Annotated in this window: 14 protein-coding genes; 8 read left to right on the top strand and 6 right to left on the bottom strand. The window is 71.7% G+C overall.

Annotation, left to right across the window (positions count from 1 at the left end; translation table 11 throughout):
* Window positions 1-31 precede the first annotated feature (31 nt).
* Window positions 32-718: a GNAT family N-acetyltransferase gene (locus tag OG594_RS42000; protein WP_150261243.1), complete on the bottom strand. Its 687-nt coding sequence runs from the start codon at window positions 716-718 to the stop codon at window positions 32-34.
* A gap of 540 nt (window positions 719-1,258) precedes the next feature.
* On the opposite strand from OG594_RS42000, the gene OG594_RS42005 reads away from it, so the two are divergent.
* From OG594_RS42005 to OG594_RS42015, 3 genes are all read left to right on the top strand, one after another.
* Window positions 1,259-1,669 carry a VOC family protein gene (locus OG594_RS42005; RefSeq protein WP_266607649.1) on the top strand — a complete coding sequence of 137 codons (411 nt, stop codon included), beginning with the start codon at window positions 1,259-1,261 and terminating at the stop codon, window positions 1,667-1,669.
* A gap of 50 nt (window positions 1,670-1,719) precedes the next feature.
* Entirely contained in the window at window positions 1,720-2,403 is a 684-nt protein-coding gene (locus OG594_RS42010; protein ID WP_266607650.1) for a (2Fe-2S)-binding protein, read from the top strand.
* A gap of 134 nt (window positions 2,404-2,537) precedes the next feature.
* Window positions 2,538-3,932, top strand: coding sequence for a S9 family peptidase (locus tag OG594_RS42015; RefSeq protein ID WP_266607651.1), 1,395 nt, complete (start codon window positions 2,538-2,540; stop codon window positions 3,930-3,932).
* A gap of 20 nt (window positions 3,933-3,952) precedes the next feature.
* On the opposite strand, the gene OG594_RS42020 is transcribed toward OG594_RS42015, so the two are convergent.
* Window positions 3,953-5,725, bottom strand: a complete 1,773-nt coding sequence (locus OG594_RS42020) for a S8 family serine peptidase (RefSeq protein WP_266607652.1) — start codon at window positions 5,723-5,725, stop codon at window positions 3,953-3,955.
* Window positions 5,726-5,990: 265 nt separating this feature from the next.
* A complete protein-coding gene (locus tag OG594_RS42025) occupies window positions 5,991-7,415 on the bottom strand; it encodes a cation:dicarboxylase symporter family transporter (protein WP_266607653.1) in 1,425 nt (474 codons plus the stop codon).
* A 105-nt stretch (window positions 7,416-7,520) separates the two neighbouring features.
* On the opposite strand from OG594_RS42025, the gene OG594_RS42030 reads away from it, so the two are divergent.
* Window positions 7,521-9,137 (top strand): sensor histidine kinase, encoded by a 1,617-nt coding sequence (locus tag OG594_RS42030; RefSeq protein WP_266607654.1) that lies wholly within the window; start codon window positions 7,521-7,523, stop codon window positions 9,135-9,137.
* Entirely contained in the window at window positions 9,134-9,844 is a 711-nt protein-coding gene (locus OG594_RS42035) for a response regulator (RefSeq protein ID WP_266607655.1), read from the top strand. Before OG594_RS42030 ends, OG594_RS42035 begins: the two co-directional genes overlap by 4 nt.
* On the opposite strand, the gene OG594_RS42040 is transcribed toward OG594_RS42035, so the two are convergent.
* Together OG594_RS42040 and OG594_RS42045 are read right to left on the bottom strand one after the other, a co-directional pair.
* Window positions 9,793-10,647, bottom strand: coding sequence for a tyrosinase family protein (locus OG594_RS42040; RefSeq protein WP_266607656.1), 855 nt, complete (start codon window positions 10,645-10,647; stop codon window positions 9,793-9,795). The genes OG594_RS42035 and OG594_RS42040 overlap by 52 nt on opposite strands.
* The gene (locus OG594_RS42045) at window positions 10,644-11,030 is read right to left on the bottom strand and encodes a tyrosinase cofactor (protein WP_266607657.1); all 387 of its coding nucleotides are present in this window, start codon (window positions 11,028-11,030) and stop codon (window positions 10,644-10,646) included. Before OG594_RS42045 ends, OG594_RS42040 begins: the two co-directional genes overlap by 4 nt.
* A 300-nt stretch (window positions 11,031-11,330) precedes the next feature.
* On the opposite strand from OG594_RS42045, the gene OG594_RS42050 reads away from it, so the two are divergent.
* The 3 genes from OG594_RS42050 (at window position 11,331) to OG594_RS42060 (ending at window position 14,609) form a co-directional block, all read left to right on the top strand.
* Window positions 11,331-12,722, top strand: coding sequence for a glutamate decarboxylase (locus tag OG594_RS42050; RefSeq protein WP_266607658.1), 1,392 nt, complete (start codon window positions 11,331-11,333; stop codon window positions 12,720-12,722).
* Between the two features lie 72 nt (window positions 12,723-12,794).
* Window positions 12,795-13,721 carry an NAD(P)-dependent oxidoreductase gene (locus tag OG594_RS42055; RefSeq protein ID WP_266607659.1) on the top strand — a complete coding sequence of 309 codons (927 nt, stop codon included), beginning with the start codon at window positions 12,795-12,797 and terminating at the stop codon, window positions 13,719-13,721.
* 33 nt (window positions 13,722-13,754) lie between these two features.
* Window positions 13,755-14,609 carry an RNA polymerase sigma-70 factor gene (locus OG594_RS42060; RefSeq protein ID WP_266607660.1) on the top strand — a complete coding sequence of 285 codons (855 nt, stop codon included), beginning with the start codon at window positions 13,755-13,757 and terminating at the stop codon, window positions 14,607-14,609.
* A gap of 99 nt (window positions 14,610-14,708) precedes the next feature.
* Here the strand turns inward: OG594_RS42060 and OG594_RS42065 are convergent, their stop codons facing one another.
* The gene (locus OG594_RS42065; RefSeq protein WP_266607661.1) at window positions 14,709-16,340 is read right to left on the bottom strand and encodes a sigma-70 family RNA polymerase sigma factor; all 1,632 of its coding nucleotides are present in this window, start codon (window positions 16,338-16,340) and stop codon (window positions 14,709-14,711) included.
* Window positions 16,341-16,430 lie beyond the last annotated feature (90 nt).

Consider the following 16,430-nt stretch of genomic DNA (forward strand, 5'->3'; position numbering starts at 1 on the left):
TCCTTCCGTTCTTCGGTCCGGCTGGACGCGGTTACGCGGGGATCAGGGTCTTGCGGCGCCGCTTGCGCTGCGCGCCCGCCGACAGCCTCAGCTCGATGATCGACCGCACGGCCGGCCACTCCTCGTCGAGGATCGAGTAGAAGGCAGTACTGCGGACGGCGCCGTCGAGCCCCCGCGAATGGGCCCGGCGGACCCCCTCGCAGGTGAAGCCCAGACGTTCCATGGCGGCCCGCGACCGGCCGTTGCGCGCGTCCGCGCGCAACGAGATGCGCCGTACCCCCCAGGTCTCGAAGGCATGGCGGAGCATGAGCAGCTTCGCCTCGGTGTTGATGCCGGTTCCCTGGGCGCCCGGGGACAACCAGGTATTGCCGATCTCGGCGGCATCGGGGATCGCCGTCGCCGGATCGCCGAACGGGACTCCGGGCACGGCGGGCCAGACCAGAGGCCCCTGCCAGTAGTCGAGTTCCAGGAACCGGGTCGAACCGACGACCCGCCCGTCGGTGGCTCTGACCACCGCGAACGGGAGCGATCGACCCGCTGCCTGATCGGCGAGGGCACGTTCGATGTACTCGTGTGACGCCTGCACCCCGTGGGGCACGGGAGTGAAGGCGTAAGTCGTACGATCCTCGGCCCCGGCCACGGCCAGAGCCTCGGTGTGGTGGGGGGCGAGGGGCTCGAGCCGCACGGTGCGGCCCGCGAGGTGTACGGGTACGGGCACGGAGCCTTCGGTCCTTCTGGGCGGTGGGGTGGTTGCACAGTCTGCGTCCATGACGTCGCCCCCCGTGCAAAACACGAGTGAAAGGCAACCGGCTGTCAGGTGAACGCGAGTGGCTCAATGTAGCTCCTTAAAGTCCTCTCATGAACCCCCAATTTGGCAATGGCGTGACACTGATTTCCGGGGACTTGGGTCCCGGCCCCGGAGGGCCCGTAATCATGATCGACGGACATCCCTCCAACCGCACGGCGTGGGCCCCCCAGACGGCCGCCCCGGCCGCCGTCGATTGCCGTGCGATCATGCCTGACCTGCGATGATGTCGATGGAGTCGGGTGCTCCCGGCTAGGGCCCCAGTGGGGGATCCCGCGGACGGGTCCGCCGTTTCGCCGGCCCGCCCGACCGTCGAACGCATGGTCGTCGGTGGTGTGTCCGTGAGCGGTCCGATCACGGGAGGAGTACGACTGCGCCACCCGGGTCCGGTACGGCTCCCGCAGAGCCGCCGTAGAGTCGGTGCGGTGCTTCCGTGAGTCGAGGAGGGCGTTCATGCTGCGAGGTTTTGCGACGATCAACTTCTGGGCCGACGACCTGGAGGCCGCGAAGGCCTGGTACACCGAGCTCCTCGGGATCGCCCCGTACTTCGAACGGCCCGGATACGCCGAGTTCCGCTTCGGCGACTACCAGCACGAGCTGGGCATCGTCGACCGCCGCTACGCCCCGCCGGGCGCGGCGAAGGACCCGGGCGGCGCGGTGGCGTACTGGGCCGTCGACGATCTTCCCGCGGTCCACGGGCGGCTCCTGGACCTGGGGGCGACGGAGTACCAGCCGGTGACCGCGCACGGCGACGCCGGCTTCGTCACGGCGGCCGTCACCGACCCCTTCGGCAACGTGCTCGGCATCATGCGCAACCCGCACTACCTGGAGGTCCTCGAAGGGGCGACCCCGGACCCGGCCTGACCCGGGACCCGGCCCGACCCCGGTCCCGCGCCGCTGAGATCATTTCGGGTATGGACGAAGTACTGCGGCGACTGGCCGCCGTAGGACCCTTCTTCACGGTCCCCTACGGGAAGGAACCGCCCGGCCCCGGCTTCCGGCCGCTCACCGCGCTGTACGGGGAGCAGCTCGGGCCGTACGTGGCCGAGGTGGGCCGGCGGATCGGCACCGGACCGGGCCGGGTGGCCGCCTCGACCGCACAGTTCGGGATCGTCTCCCGGCTCTGGTCCCTGGGGCTCGGGTGCGCGGCGCTGGCGGGCCGGGTGCCGGACCTGGCCGCCGACCGGGTGTGGTGGCGACTGCCGGACGCGGGATCGCTCCAGCTCTGGCTGCCCGAGCCCGCTCCCGGCCTGCCGGCCGGGGCGCTCGGGGAGAACGTCCTGGCGAACCTGGCGGTGCTCGACGAGGGTCTGCGCGAGCGCTTCGGGGTCTCGCCGAAGGTCCTTCGGGGGAACGCGGCGTCCGGGCTCGTCGGGGCGCTGCGCGTGCTCATCGACCGGGTGCCGGGCGGTGCGGCCGTGGAGCTGGCGGGCGCCCTGCTGGCCGACGGCGGAGCACTGGCGGGCACCGGCACCTTCGTGCACGAGGAGGGGCTCGGGGTGGCGTTCGTACGGCGCAGCTGCTGCCTCTACTACCAGGTCCCCGGAGGCGGGCTCTGCGGCGACTGCGTACTGCGGACCGGGCGGCGGACGGGCTGACGGCGGGCCCGGCAGACGGCCTGGCAGACGGCACGACAGGCGGCCCGACGGCCCCGGTCGGCGCGCGGCCGTTCGGAGCAAGGGAGGGCGCGCCTCGCCCCGGCCCGCCACGGGCCCCGCGTACGGTCCGCTGCATGACCGCTCGTACACCGCACCAGCCCTCCGCACTCACCCGCCGCGCGGCCCTGACCGGGCTCGCCGCGGGGGCCGGGGCGCTCGCCGTCGGGGGCGGGGCCCGCACCGCGGCCGCCGCGCCCAAGCCGTCCGGCAAGGCCGTGGATCCCACACCCGGAGCGATGAAGCTCTTCGCCGATCCCGGCTTCAACTTCGCGGGCCTGCTCGCGCTCGGCGCCGCCGGCATGCGTGCCTCCGAGGTGGGCGAGGTGCTGACCGCGGTCAACACCATCAATGCGGCGGGTCTGTCCGAGCAGACGTTCAGCGACACCTTCCGCGCCTGGGGGGACCGGCTCGCCGCGCCCCCGGCTGCCGGCCGCCACGGCCACGGGACCCCCTCGCAGACCCGCCGCTTCCGGTCCCTGCGCGCCGCCCAGTACTACGCGCAGGCGCTCTTCTACGTGCTCGGCACCGACCACCCCGGTGACGAGGAGGCCGTCTACCTGGCCGGGCGGGGAGCCTGGGACACCTTCGCCGAGCTCTGCTCACCGGCCGCCGTCCGCGCGAAGGTCCCGTACGGCAAGACCCACCTGCCGGTGTGGTTCTTCCGTCCGGACGGTCCCGCCGAGCCGCGCCCCACCGTGATCCTCACCAACGGCAGCGACGGCCAGAACCTCGACATGTGGACCTACGGCGTGGCCGCCGCCCTCGGCCGGGGCTGGAACGCCCTCGTGTACGACGGACCCGGCCAGGGGCAGCTGCTGTTCGTGGAGGAGATCCCCTTCACCACCCGCTGGGAGAAGGTGGTCGCCCCGCTCATCGACTGGCTGGAGCACCGCAAGGACGTGGACGGCGGCCGGATCGCGCTCACCGGCCTCAGCATGGGCGGCAACCTGGTCGCCCGCGCCGCCGCCTTCGAGCACCGGCTCGCCGCCGTCGCCTGCCAGCCCGGCTGCGTCAGCCCCTGGCTGGGCTTCGACGCGGAGCTGCGCGCCATCGTCACCCCCGACAAGGAGGAGACCAACCGGGTCTGGAACGAGGAGGTCGTCCCGGAACTGACTCCGGAGCTCGCCTTCACCGTCAAGAAGCGCTTCGAGATCTTCGACGGGCAGGCACTGCGCCAGGCCCGTGAGGGCGTCGTGCCCACGGACATCTGGACCCCGGCGCAGGTGGCCATGGGCCTCGACATCACCAAGGTGGTCGGGAGGATCAAGGCCCCGACGCTCGTCCTGGACTACGACTTCGAGCTGTTCTACCCGGGCCAGCCGCAGCAGATGTACGACCTCCTGCGCACGCGCCGCGAGTACGTGAAACTGACAGAGGCCACCGGGGCGCAGTTGCACTGCTCCCCGATGGCCCCGCAGCAGCACTGCGACGTCGTCTTCGACTGGCTCGCCGACGTGCTCCAGCGCTAGCAGGACGTCTGGAGGACCTCCTAGAAGGTCAGGTTCCAGGAGTCGACCTTGCCGGTGTCGCCGCCGGCGTTGTCGTTGACCCGCAGCTTCCAGGTGCCGTTCGCGACCTCGGAGGAGGCGTTCACGGTGTAGACCTGGTTGATGTTGTCCGTGCTGCCGCCCGAACGGTTGTGCACGGTGTAGACGGTGCCGTCCGGCGCGACCAGGTCGACCTTGAGGTCACCGATGTAGGTGTGCACGACGTTCACGCCCACCTTGAGGGTGGCCGGGGCGTTGCCGGTGACACCGCTGACGGTGATCGGGCTCTCCACCGTGGTGTTGTCGCCGATGGCGACGTCACCGGTGTTCTCGAAGTACTTCCCGGGCGGCGGGGTGCTGCCGACGGCCTTCAGCGCGTCGACCTGGCCCTCGCCGAAGAAGCCGTTCTTCGCCGTGGTGCCCTTGCAGCGGCTGTCCGACGGGCAGGCGACGTCGTTTGCCTGGGTGGCCAGCTTGTCGCGCAGCTGCGCCGGGGTGATGCCCGGGTTGGTGCTGACCAGCAGCGCCGCCACACCGGCGACGTGCGGGGACGCCATCGAGGTGCCGCTCATGGAGCCGTACTTGCCGCCCGGCAGGGTGCTGTAGACGCCGACCGTGTCGCCGCCGGGGGCCGTCACGTCGACGACGTTCAGGCCGTAGTTGGAGTACGAGGCCTTCGCGGTGGTGCCCATGGCCGAGACCGTGACCACGCCCGGGAGCTCGGTCGGGATGTCCAGGCAGGCGTTGGTGATGGTGCGGGTGACCGGCGTCGAGTCGTTCGGGCTCTCGGTGTCGGTCGTCTTGTTGGCCAGGTCGAGGTTGGAGTTGCCGGCCGCTGCGACCTGGAGCGAGCCCTTGCCCTCGGCGTACTCCTGGGCGCGCTTGACGCCCTCGATGATCGCGGCCTGGTCGGCGTTGTCCGGGCAGTTGAACTGCCACGGGTCCGTGTAGTAGCTGTTGTTGGTGACCTTGAAGCCGTGGTCACCGGCCCACATGAAGCCGCAGACCGTGTTCTCGGCGAAGAAGAGCGAGGAGCCCGGCTCGGCGATGCGCACCGAGGAGATCTTCACGCCCGGGGCCACGCCGATGACGCCCTTGCCGTTCTTGGCGGCCGCGACCGTGCCGGCCACGTGCGTGCCGTGGGTGCCGACGTCCCGCCAGGCACCCGTACGGGTGTCCGGCTTGCCGTAGGCACAGGAGGCGGAGTCCGCCGCGTTGAAGTTCGGGGCCAGGTCCTGGTGCTGGTCGTCCACACCGGTGTCCAGGATGCCGACCTTGACGGAGGCGGAACCGGTGGTCACGGCCCAGGCCTGGTCGGCCTTGATCTGGGTCATGTCCGCGCGGACCGGCTCGCCCGAAGGCGTCGTGGCTTGCGTCGGGTTGGCGGGCAGCGCCGGGTTGTAGGCGTCCGCCGGCACGTCCGAGGTGCGGGTGGCGCCGACCTGCTGGACGCCGCTCACACCGCGCATGGTGGTGGCGAAGGAGCCGGACGCGGAGTGGGCGACGATCACGCCGATCGCGTCGTAGTACTGGAACACCGTGCCGCTGTTGGCGGTTACGGCACCCCGCACCGCCGTGGTGTCACCGGGGGCCGTGATGACGAGGTAGGCACGGGTACCGGCAACCCAGGTCGCACTCTGGGAAGTCGGGGCCGCAGCCTTGGGGGCCGCCGCGGGGGCGGGGGCCGAGGAGCCGCCCGGCGAGACGGGGGCCGTGCCGGCGAGCGCGGCGGGGGCCCCGAAAGCGAGTGCCGCGCCGAGCGTGGCGGCCAGCACGAGGGTACGTCGAGGTCGGCTGGATATGTGGGGTATCAATGCGTCCTCCGAAGACCCGGTGGTCAGGCCGGGTCGAACGAAACGAGTGGTGGACGCAAGATGTCATGCACACGGCCTGCTACGGAAGTACCTTTTACAGCCGGGGGGTTCGGATATCGGTGGCCGAATACCGACTATGGGTGCAAGTACGGAGAATGCGGCGGGCCGACCGGGCTGGGCACCGTGGGGGCGAGCCCTGCCCGGTCGGCCCGTGGGGGCGTGCCGGTTAGACCGGCACCCCGTCCTTGGGGGTGACCGAGGGCTGCGGTACGGAACTCGGGGTTCCATCGGAGCCATCGGAGCCATCGGAGCCGTCGGCCGCGGAGGACCGCGCAGGTGCGTCCTGCTGCGGTGCCCCGTGCCCGTCGTCCACCAGCGTGCTCTCGTCGAACGGCAGCCGTCCTGCGAGGACTTCACGGGCGCGCGCGTGGTCGAGCTCCTTCGTCCACGTCCCGATGAGCACCGTTGCGACCGCGTTGCCCGCGAAGTTCGTCAGGGCCCGGGCCTCGCTCATGAACCGGTCGATGCCCACGATCAGCCCGACGCCGTCGACCAGTTCCGGCCGGTGCGACTGCAGTCCGCCGGCGAGGGTGGCCAGGCCCGCGCCGGTGACGCCGGCCGCACCCTTCGAGGCGATGATCATGAACAGCAGGAGCGAGATCTGCTCGCCCAGCGCCAGCGGCTTGCCCATCGCCTCGGCGACGAACAGCGAGGACATCGTCAGATAGATGGCCGTCCCGTCCAGGTTGAAGGAGTATCCGGTCGGCACGGTGATCCCGGTGACCGGCCGGGAGACCCCCAGGTGCTCCATCTTCGCGATCAGCCGGGGCAGCGCCGACTCCGAGGAGGAGGTCGAGAGGATCAGCAGGAACTCCCGTCCCAGATAGCGCAGCAGGGCGAAGACGCTGACCCCGGTGCACACCCGGAGCAGCGTGCCGAGGACCACGAACACGAAGACCAGGCAGGTCGTGTAGAAGCCGATCATGATGACGGCGAGGGACTTCAGCGCGTCGATGCCGGTGGCCCCGACCACCGCCGCGATCGCCCCGAAGGCGCCCACCGGAGCCGCCCACATGATCATCGCGAGTACCCGGAAGACCATCTTCTGGACGTGCCCGATGCCCCGCAGCACCGGCTCGCCCGCCGTGCCCATGGCCTGGAGCGCGAATCCGCAGAGCAGTGCCACCAGCAGCGTCTGCAGCACCTCGCCCCCGGTGAAGGCGGACACCAGCGTGGTCGGAATGATCCCGAGCAGGAACTCCGGCGTGCTCTCGGCCCCGCCGGCCTTGGCCTGCGCCTCGCCCGCACTGCGCGCGGCCTCGGTCAGGTGCAGCCCGCTGCCGGGGTCCAGCAGGTTGCCGACCAGCAGGCCGATGGCCAGCGCCACCGTGGACATGACCATGAAGTAGCCGAGGGCGAGCCCGCCCACGGCACCCACCTTGGCGGCCTTGCGCACGGATCCGATGCCCAGCACGATCGTGCAGAAGATCACGGGCGAGATCATCATCTTGATGAGGTTGACGAAGCCGGTGCCCAGCGGTTTGAGCTCCACGGCCACGCCGGGGGCGGCGAAGCCGACGGCGATGCCGAGCAGCACCGCGCCGATCACCGCGATGTAGAGATAGTGCGTTCTGTCGCGCCTGGCGGCCACGATGCCTCCTGGTGGTGAAGTCGTCCGGGGAGACCATCGCCCAGGGCTGTGACCCCGGTCACCCTTGCGTTCATTGAGTTCACGACCCGGTGCACACTGAGCGCCATGTTCCGCTTCCCCCGCCCCCCGCGCAGCCTCGCCGGCCAGCTCTTCGCCATGCAGGTGCTGCTGGTCGCCGTGGTCGTCGCCGGCTGCGCCGTCTTCGCGTACGCCACGGCCCGGGGCCAGGCCGAGGAGGCCGCCCGGCGCCAGGCCGGAGCCGTGGCTCGCGCGGTCGCCGACTCCCCGTCCGTACGCGAGGCCGTACGGGGAGCGGCGGGCGGGACCGACCCGTCGGCCCTGCTCCAGCCCTACGCGGAGCAGGTCCGGGCGCACTCCGGAGTGGCCTTCGTGACGATCATGTCCCCGGACGGGCGGCGCTGGACCCACCCCGACCCCCGCCGGATCGGCGAGCCCTTCATGGGCAACACCGCCCCCGCGCTGCGCGGCGAGACCTTCAGCGAGACGTACACCGGCACCCTCGGTCCCTCCATCCGCGTGGTCACCCCGCTCCAGGACGAGGGCCGGATCATCGGCCTGGTCAGCGCGGGGATCACCGTCCGCGCCATCAGCGACCGGCTGGCCGCGCAGCTCTCCGCCCTCGCCTGGGTCGCGGGCGGCGCGCTCGCCCTCGGCGGCGTGGGCACGTACGTCGTCAATGCGAGGCTGCGCCGTCACACTCATGGCATGAACGCGGCAGAGCTCAGCCGGATGTACGACTACCACCAGGCGGCCCTGCACGGGGTCCGCGAGGGGCTGCTGATGCTCGACGGGCAGCGCCGGATCACCTTGATCAACGACGCAGGACGTGAACTGCTGGGTCTACCTGGGGAGGTCACCGGCACCGGGGTCGCCGACCTCGGTCTGCCGGCCCCGCTCACCGGGGCCCTGCTCGCGGACCGGCCCCGGGTGGACGAGGTGCACCTGACCGCGGACCGCGTGCTGGTGGTCAACAGCTCGCCGGTCGCGGGCGGCGGCCGCCGGGGCACCGTGGTCACCTTGCGCGACCACACGGAACTGCAAGCGCTGACCGGCGAACTGGACCACGAGCGGGGCTTCACCCAGGCGCTGCGCTCCCAGGCCCACGAGGCGGCCAACCGACTGCACACCGTGGTCTCGCTCATCGAACTCGGTCGTGCGGACGAGGCGGTCGAGTTCGCCACCGCCGAGCTGGAACTCGCCCAGGCCCTCACCGACGAGGTGGTCACCGCGGTGGGGGAGCCGGTGCTGGTGGCGCTGCTGCTGGGCAAGGCCGCCCAGGCGCACGAGCGGGGCGTCGAACTGGTCGTCACCGCCGACAGCCGCAGTCTCGCCGAAGGAGGTGGGCTGCCGCCGGCCCGGGACCTGGTCACCGTGCTGGGCAACCTCATCGACAACGCGGTCGACGCGCTCACCGCCGTACCGGGGGCCCGGATCGCGGTGACCCTGCGGCCCGAGCCGGACGAACTGCTGTTGCGGGTCGCGGACAACGGACCCGGACTGCCCGAAGGGGTGGACGTGTTCCGCCGGGGCTGGTCCGGCAAGGGCGAGGGGCGCGGCCTCGGCCTCGCGCTGGTCCGGCAGGTGGCGGAGCGCTACGGCGGCGCGGTGGTCGCCGCGCAGGGCCCGGGCGGTGGCGCGGAGTTCACGGTCCGCCTGCCGATCACGCCCGCACCCGTTGCGGACCCGGGAGGTCCGCGATGAGCGGGGGCGAGGTGCGCGTACTGATCGTCGAGGACGACCCGGTGGCCGCCGACGCGCACGCGCTCTACATCGGCCGGGTGCCCGGCTTCACCGCCGTCGGCGCCGTCCAGTCCCTCGCCGAGGCCACCCGGTTCCTGGAGCGGACCCGTGTCGACCTGCTGCTCCTGGACCTCGGCCTGCCCGACGGACACGGCCTGCGCTTCGCGCGCGGGCTGCGCGCCGCCGGACATCCCGTCGACGTGATCGTGGTGACCTCCGCGCGGGACCTGGCCGTGGTCCGCGAGAGCGTCTCCCTCGGTGTCGTCCAGTACGTACTGAAGCCGTTCGCGTTCCCCACCCTGCGCGAACGGCTCCTGCGGTACGCCGAGTTCCGCCAGACGGCGGGCGAGGCCGCCGGCCAGGACGACGTCGACCGGGCGATGGCCGCCCTGCGCGCACCCCGCCCGGCCGAGCTCCCCAAGGGGCTGAGCGCGCCGACCCTGGACCGGGTCGCCGCACTGCTGCGGTCGGCGCCCGAGGGGCTGACCGCAGCGGGGGCGGCCGAGGCGGCCGGGATCTCCCGGATCACCGCCCGCCGATACCTGGAGCACCTGGTGGACACCGGCCGCGCGGACCGCACCCCCCGGTACGGCCAGGTCGGCCGCCCCGAACTGCACTACCGCTGGCTGGCGGCGGGTGCGGCCGCCGGTTCGGTGTCGAAGGCGTAGAACTTCCGGTGGTCCAGCATGTCCGCCGGGGTCACGTCGTTCCAGGGCCGCATGGTGTCGTTCAGGTCGACGACGTTCTGCGTGCCCGCGCCCGGCAGGTACGTGGACCGGGGGTGCTTGGCCTGCCAGTCGGCCCACAGCTTGTCGATGAACGCGTGGTGCATCCAGAACACCGGGTCGTTGGGGGAGGCCCCGGTGGACATCTGCCCGCCGACCCACACGTGCACGCGGTTGTGCAGGTTGGCGCCGCGCCAGCCCTCCAGGTTGTTGCGGAAGCCGTTGGAGGAGCTGTTCCAGGGCGCCATGTCGTAGACCGGCATGGCGAGTACGGAGTCCACCTCGGCCTTCGTCGGCAGCTGGGCGACGCCCGCACCGAGGTCACGGCGCAGGTAGGCGCGCCCGTCCACCCGCACGTTTATGTTCCACTTGCCCGTCGCGTACGCGAACGGTCCGTCCATGACCTGCCCGTCGCGGGCCCGTCCGGTGCCGCCGAGGAAGTCGGCGGCCCAGAGGGAGGCGCGAGAGGTCCGGTCCACCGTCCAGTCCCAGTACGGGAGCGCCACGCTCGCGTCCACTTTCTGCAGCGCCTCCTCGAACTCCAGGAGGAAGCGCCGGTGCCACGGCAGGAAGGAGGGGGAGCGGTGGCCGACGCGGTCGCCCGAGTCGGTGTCGCTCATGATGAAGCCGTTGTGGGTGGTGACGAAGCGGTCGTAGACGCCGGTGCGCTTGAGCTCCTGCAGGGCCGAGACGAAGGCGCGCTTCTCCTCGGGGGTCAGCGTGGCCTGGTTCTTGCGGACGGTCATGCCGCACCTCCGAAGGGAACGAGGGCGGCGCCCTGGAGATCGCGGACGGCCGCGCGCGCGAGCAGCTTCGGGTCGGCGAAGGTCTCGTAGTGGTTGATGACGCTGATCCAGGTGCCATCGGCGTTGCGCATGACGTGCAGTTCCCGGCCGTCTATTCGGACGGTGGGCTGGCCGGGCGAGTGGTGGCCGCCGTGGTGGCCGCCCCCGCCGGCGGTGATCTGTATGCGACGGCCCTGGTAGACCTCGTCGACCGTGCCCGGGGTGGTGGGCTCGGTGGGAGTCGCGGCGGCGTGCGTGGCGCCCGCGGCAGCGGCAGTCAGGCCAAGGACGGTGAGGGCACCGGCAGTTGTCCCCAAGGCCTGACGGCGAGTGATCTTGTTCATGGTCCGAAGAGGTATCAGGGCTCGGGAGGGGGGTGGCCTGTATCCGGACATGGGGCGATAAGTTGCCGATAGAACAAGTTAGATGATCTTCCTGTCCAGAGCGGCTCCGGGGGTCTGGACCGGAAGATCTTCGGCGTTGAGTCTATTGAACGGTAATTTCTGGGGTTACTCGGGGGTTGTATGGGTGGGGTCACACTGGAGAGTCGGCCGGAAGCATAGCGTCATCGATACCCCGGCGGCGGCTCGCGCCGCTTTCGATCTCATCCGCGATTGGGGGAATTTGTACCCTATAGTCCCGATATGGCTCTTCATGAGACGAAGGACGCACGCGCTCAGGACGCCGACACGGACGTGTTCACGTCCACCCTGAGCGGCCAGATCCTCCCCAAGTACAGGATTCCTGAGGACCACTCACCCACCGAGGTCGTCTACGAACTGCTCCGCAACGAGCTGCTCCTGGACGGCAACGCGGCCCAGAACCTGGCCACCTTCTGCACCACCTGGTCGGACGAGGGCGTGCACCGCCTGATGAACGTCTGCCTCGACAAGAACATGATTGACAAGGACGAGTACCCGCAGACCGCCGAGATCGAGTCCCGCTGCGTCAACATCCTGGCCGACCTGTGGAACGCCCCCGCCGGAACCACCGCCGCCGGCTGCTCCACCACCGGTTCCAGCGAAGCCGCCATGCTCGGCGGCCTCGCCCTCAAATGGCGGTGGCGCGAGCGCCGCCGAGCCGCGGGCCTGCCCACCGACCGCCCCAACCTGGTGTGCGGACCCGTCCAGATCTGCTGGGAGAAGTTCGCCCGCTACTTCGACGTCGAACTGCGACAGATCCCGATCGAGGCCGGCGCCACCGGCCTACGGGCCCATCAGCTCGCCGAGTACGTCGACGAGAACACCATCGGCGTCGTCGCCATCCTCGGCGTCACCTACACCTGTGACTACGAGCCGGTCGCCGAGATCGCCGCCGAGCTCGACCGGATCCAGGCCGAGCACGGCTGGGACGTCCCCATCCACGTGGACGGCGCGAGCGGCGGGTTCGTGGCGCCCTTCCTCCACCCCGACGTGGTGTGGGACTTCCGGCTGGAGCGCGTCGCCTCCGTCAACACCTCCGGCCACAAGTACGGTCTCGCGCCGCTGGGAGTCGGCTGGATCGTCTGGCGCACCGCCGACCTCCTCCCCGCCGACCTCGTCTTCAACGTCGACTACCTCGGCGGCGACATGCCGACCTTCGCCCTCAACTTCTCCCGCCCGGGCGGCGAGATCATCGCGCAGTACTACCTGTTCCTGCGCCTGGGCCGGGCCGGCTACCGGCGGGTCCAGGAGGCGTGCGCCGACACCGCCCAGTACCTCGCCCGGCAGATCGCCGACATGGGCCCCTTCACCCTCCTCTACGACGGCCAGGGCGCCCTGCCCGCCGTCTCCTACAAACTCACCGACCCCGACGCCAGTCCCTTCAACCTCTACGACCTCTCCGACCGGCTGCGCATGCGCGGCTGGCAGGTGCCCTCGTACCCGCTGCCCGCGGACCGCGACGACACGGTCATCCAACGCGTCCTCGTCCGGCACGGCGTGACCCGCGATCAGATGGCCCTGCTCGTCACCGACCTGCGCGCGGCCGTGGAACACCTGACGGCCACGCCCCCGCCCGCACCGGCCGCCGCGCCGCGGTCCGGCTTCCACCACTGACCCGCACCGGGCTGTGACGCGCGTCGCACCCCGCAGGCGTCACGTTCGCCGGGGCCACCCGGTCCCCCGGGTATGAACGAGACCAAGAAGGTACTGCTGGCCGGGGCGAGCGGAGTCCTGGGACGCCACATCACCCGGGCGCTCACCCGCGCCGGCCACACCGTGATCGGCCTCGGCCGCGGAGCCGGGGCCGAGGTGCGCGCCGACCTGATGGACCGCGACGGGCTGCTGCGGGCGGTCGAGGGCATCGAGGCCGACACGGTGGTGCACGCGGCCACCGCCCTGCGCACCGCGCCGATGCGGCACAAGGACATGTTCGCCACCGACGACCTGCGGGTGACCGGCACCAGGAACCTCATGGAGGCCGCCCGCGCGCTCGGCGCCCGCCGCGTCATCGCCGAGTCGATGGTCTTCGGCTACGGCTACCGGGACTTCGGCGACCACGTGATCACCGAGGACACCGACCCGTTCGCCCCGACCGGCGACCGCGCGGTGGAACGCCACCTCGAAGGCATGCGGGTCAAGGAGGAACTGATGCTGGGCTCCGCCGGGATCGAGGGCATCGCGCTGCGCTTCGGGCTCTTCTACGGCGCCGGAGCCACCGAGCCGCTCGTGGAGATGCTGCGCCGGCGCAAGGTACCGGCGGTCGCCGACCACGGACGCGTATTGCCCTGGGTGGACCTCGCGGACGCCGGCCGCGCCGTGGCCCTCGCCGTCGAGCGCGGCCGCCCGGGGCGGGCGTACAACATCGTCGACGACACCCCGACGGGATTCGGCGCCCACATCCGCGAGGTCGCCGAGGCGTACGGCACCCCGAAGCCGATGGGCGCGCCCGCCTGGCTGATGCGCCCCTTTCCCTACGCCCACCGCATGGTCACGACCAGCATGCGCGTCTCCCACGCACGGGCCGGGGCCGAGCTCGGCTGGGCGCCGGGCCACGCCGACTGCGCCGAAGGGCTGCGCGCCCTCGCCGGGAGCCGCCCCGTGGACCTCCCTTGATCATCCGGGTCGGCGAATGACACCGTGGTGACCATGAGCGAGACTTTCGAGGAGCACCGGCGCCTGTTGTTCGGTACGGCCTACCGGATGCTGGGCAGCGTCGCAGACGCAGAGGACATCGTGCAGGACGCGTGGCTCGCCTGGCACCGCACCGACCGCACGGCCGTCGAGAACCCCAGGGCCTACCTGGTGCGCACCGTCACCAACCTGAGCCTCAACCGGCTCAGGTCGGCCCAGGTCGTCCGCGAGGCCTACGTCGGGCCCTGGCTCCCCGAACCCCTCCTGACCTCGCCCGACATCGCCGAGGAGGCCGAACTCGCCGACACCGTGTCCATGGCGGTCCTGGTCGTACTGGAGACGCTGACCCCGACCGAGCGGGCGGTGTTCATGCTCCGCGAGGTGTTCGGGTACTCCTACGCCGAGATCGCCGAGGTCGTCGGGAAGTCCGAGGTGAGCGTCCGCCAGTCCGCGCACCGGGCCCGCCAACACGTCCGGGCCCGCCGCCCCCGCTTCACCGCCAAGGCGGCCGAACAGCGGGAGATCGTCGAGAAGTTCCGCCGGGCCTGCCTCGGCGGGGACCTCGGCGAGGTGCTCACGGTCCTCGCCCCCGACATCGTCTCCTGGGCCGACGGCGGCGGCATCGTCACCGCCGCCCGCCGTCCGCTGCACGGAGCCGACCACGTCGCCCGCTGGTGGCTGGGCGTCCTGGCCAAGTCCGAGGTCCGCGACGGGGCGATGCGCCTCGCCGAGATCAACGGCGAGCCGGGCCTGCTGCTCGTCCACGACGGCGCGACCGTCGGCGCCATGACCTTCGAGGCCGCCGACGGCCGGATCACCGCGCTGCGCGTCACCGTCAACCCGGAGAAGCTGCGGGGCCTGCGCCCCTGACGCGCGGGCCCGGCGCCACCGGGCCGGGCGACCGCTCCGTACCGCCCCCCTACCGATCCGTACCGCTCCGTACCGATCCGTACCGCGCTGTGCCGCTTCCTACCGTGCGCCGAAGTTCTGGGTCCACCAGGGGCCGCCCGCCCCCTGGTGGATGCCCACGCCGATGTCCTTGAAGGAACAGTTGAGGATGTTCGCCTTGTGGCCCGGGCTCTTCATCCAGGAGTCCATGACCGACTGGGCCGTCTGTTGGCCCCGCGCGATGTTCTCCCCGTACGTCGACCAGCGGTAGCCGGCCGCGGTCGTCCGGGCCCCCGGGTCCTTGCCGTCGGGGCTGGTGTGGTCGAAGAAGTCCCGGGCCGCCATGTCGTCGGAGTGCCCCTGAGCCGCCGCACGCAGCTGCGGGTCCTCCTTGAGGGGGCCGCAGCCGGCCGCCGCCCGCTCGCTGTTGACCAGGGCCACGACCTGGCCGGCCACGCCCGACGGCGGGGCGGGCGCCGGCTTGGCCGTCGAGGCCTTCGGGCTCGGGGACTTGCTCTTGGACTGCGTCGGGCTCGGGCTCGCCGACGGGCTCGGCGAGGCGGAGGCCGACGCGGAGGGCGAGGGGGACGCGGAGGGGGAAGCCGACTCCGAGGGCGGAGCGGCGGATTCGGTCGCCGAGAGCGCGGCCAGCGGGGTCGCGGGCGCGGCGGCGCCCTCCTTGGTGTCACCGGAACCGGGCAGCCCCCCGAGGTACACGAGCCCGCCGCCCGCGACGCAGGCGGCGAGCACCGCACCGCCGACCACCCGGCGGCGGCCCTGCCGGCGCTTGCGCAGCGCGCCGCGGCCACCGCCGCCCACGTCGGCCACCGGGGTGAGCTGGGTCGCCGCGTCGTCGAAGCCACCGCCGAAGCCCCCGTCGACACCTTCGGCGAAGGCAACGCTCGTGGGGTCGAAGGCGGCCGCCCCCGCCGTCTTGACCCCTGCGAGCAGGGCCGCCGAGACCGGTACCAGGGCCAGACCGGCCAGCAGGCCCTCCGCCGGAACCAGCCCGCTCCACAGGCCGGAGCACCGTACGCACTCACGGGCGTGCCGGGCTATTCGCTTGCGCCACAGCGCCGAGGGCTGCCCGTCCCAGCCCGCCATCATGGTCCGCAGCTCCTCGCACGCCGGATGGGTATCCAGCGCGCGCTCCACCACGCGGGCCGACTCCAGCTGCGCCTTCATCCGCTGCACCCGGACCGCCGTGTGCTGCGGGGACAGCTCCAGCGCACTGGCCACCTCGGCCCGGGTCAGTTCCCCGGCGCACTCCAGCCACCACAGCGACAACAGCGCCCGGTCCTCCGGCTCCAGCCAGCGGGTGGCGCGGGCCGTCTCGCGCCGTTGCCCGGCGAGCTGGAGGCGGACGACGGTCAGGTCGACGAAGTCGGCACCCGGGTCGGCGACATCGCTCGCGGCCTCCAGCGTGCTCTCGCCGAAACCACTCTGCCGGGCCTGCCAGTGCGCCCGCACGCGGTTCATCGCGATCGCCACCAGCCAGGACCGGAAGCTCTCGTCCGCGCGCAGGCCGCCCAGCCCGTCGAGCGCCCGCAGCATCGTGTCCTGCACCACGTCGTCCACGTCGCAGGACCCGTTGAGGGCCCGCCCGACGATGTTGTAGACGAGCGGGAGATGGGTGCTGACGAGCTCGTCCTGCGCGCGCAGGTCGCCCGCGCGGGCCGCTGCCACGAGCGCTGCGGTGTGCTGAGTAGTCATGTGATTCCCTGTCCGTACCGGCGGTCGATGATGCCCGATACATGGGAGACCGTCGACGGGGACGTCGATAACAGTTATCCGGAAGAATTT

The sequence above is a fragment of the Streptomyces sp. NBC_01214 genome, from assembly GCF_026340975.1.
Classification (GTDB): Bacteria; Actinomycetota; Actinomycetes; order Streptomycetales; family Streptomycetaceae; genus Streptomyces.

Excerpts from the sequence above, each read along its gene's own strand:
- OG594_RS42005 (WP_266607649.1), top strand. The coding sequence starts at position 1,259 with ATGCTGCGAGGTTTTGCGACGATCAACTTCTGGGCCGACGACCTGGAG.
- OG594_RS42010 (WP_266607650.1), top strand. The coding sequence starts at position 1,720 with ATGGACGAAGTACTGCGGCGACTGGCCGCCGTAGGACCCTTCTTCACG.
- OG594_RS42015 (WP_266607651.1), top strand. The coding sequence starts at position 2,538 with ATGACCGCTCGTACACCGCACCAGCCCTCCGCACTCACCCGCCGCGCG.
- OG594_RS42030 (WP_266607654.1), top strand. The coding sequence starts at position 7,521 with ATGTTCCGCTTCCCCCGCCCCCCGCGCAGCCTCGCCGGCCAGCTCTTC.
- OG594_RS42035 (WP_266607655.1), top strand. The coding sequence starts at position 9,134 with ATGAGCGGGGGCGAGGTGCGCGTACTGATCGTCGAGGACGACCCGGTG.
- OG594_RS42040 (WP_266607656.1), bottom strand. The coding sequence starts at position 10,647 with ATGACCGTCCGCAAGAACCAGGCCACGCTGACCCCCGAGGAGAAGCGC.
- OG594_RS42045 (WP_266607657.1), bottom strand. The coding sequence starts at position 11,030 with ATGAACAAGATCACTCGCCGTCAGGCCTTGGGGACAACTGCCGGTGCC.
- OG594_RS42050 (WP_266607658.1), top strand. The coding sequence starts at position 11,331 with ATGGCTCTTCATGAGACGAAGGACGCACGCGCTCAGGACGCCGACACG.
- OG594_RS42055 (WP_266607659.1), top strand. The coding sequence starts at position 12,795 with ATGAACGAGACCAAGAAGGTACTGCTGGCCGGGGCGAGCGGAGTCCTG.
- OG594_RS42060 (WP_266607660.1), top strand. The coding sequence starts at position 13,755 with ATGAGCGAGACTTTCGAGGAGCACCGGCGCCTGTTGTTCGGTACGGCC.
- OG594_RS42065 (WP_266607661.1), bottom strand. The coding sequence starts at position 16,340 with ATGACTACTCAGCACACCGCAGCGCTCGTGGCAGCGGCCCGCGCGGGC.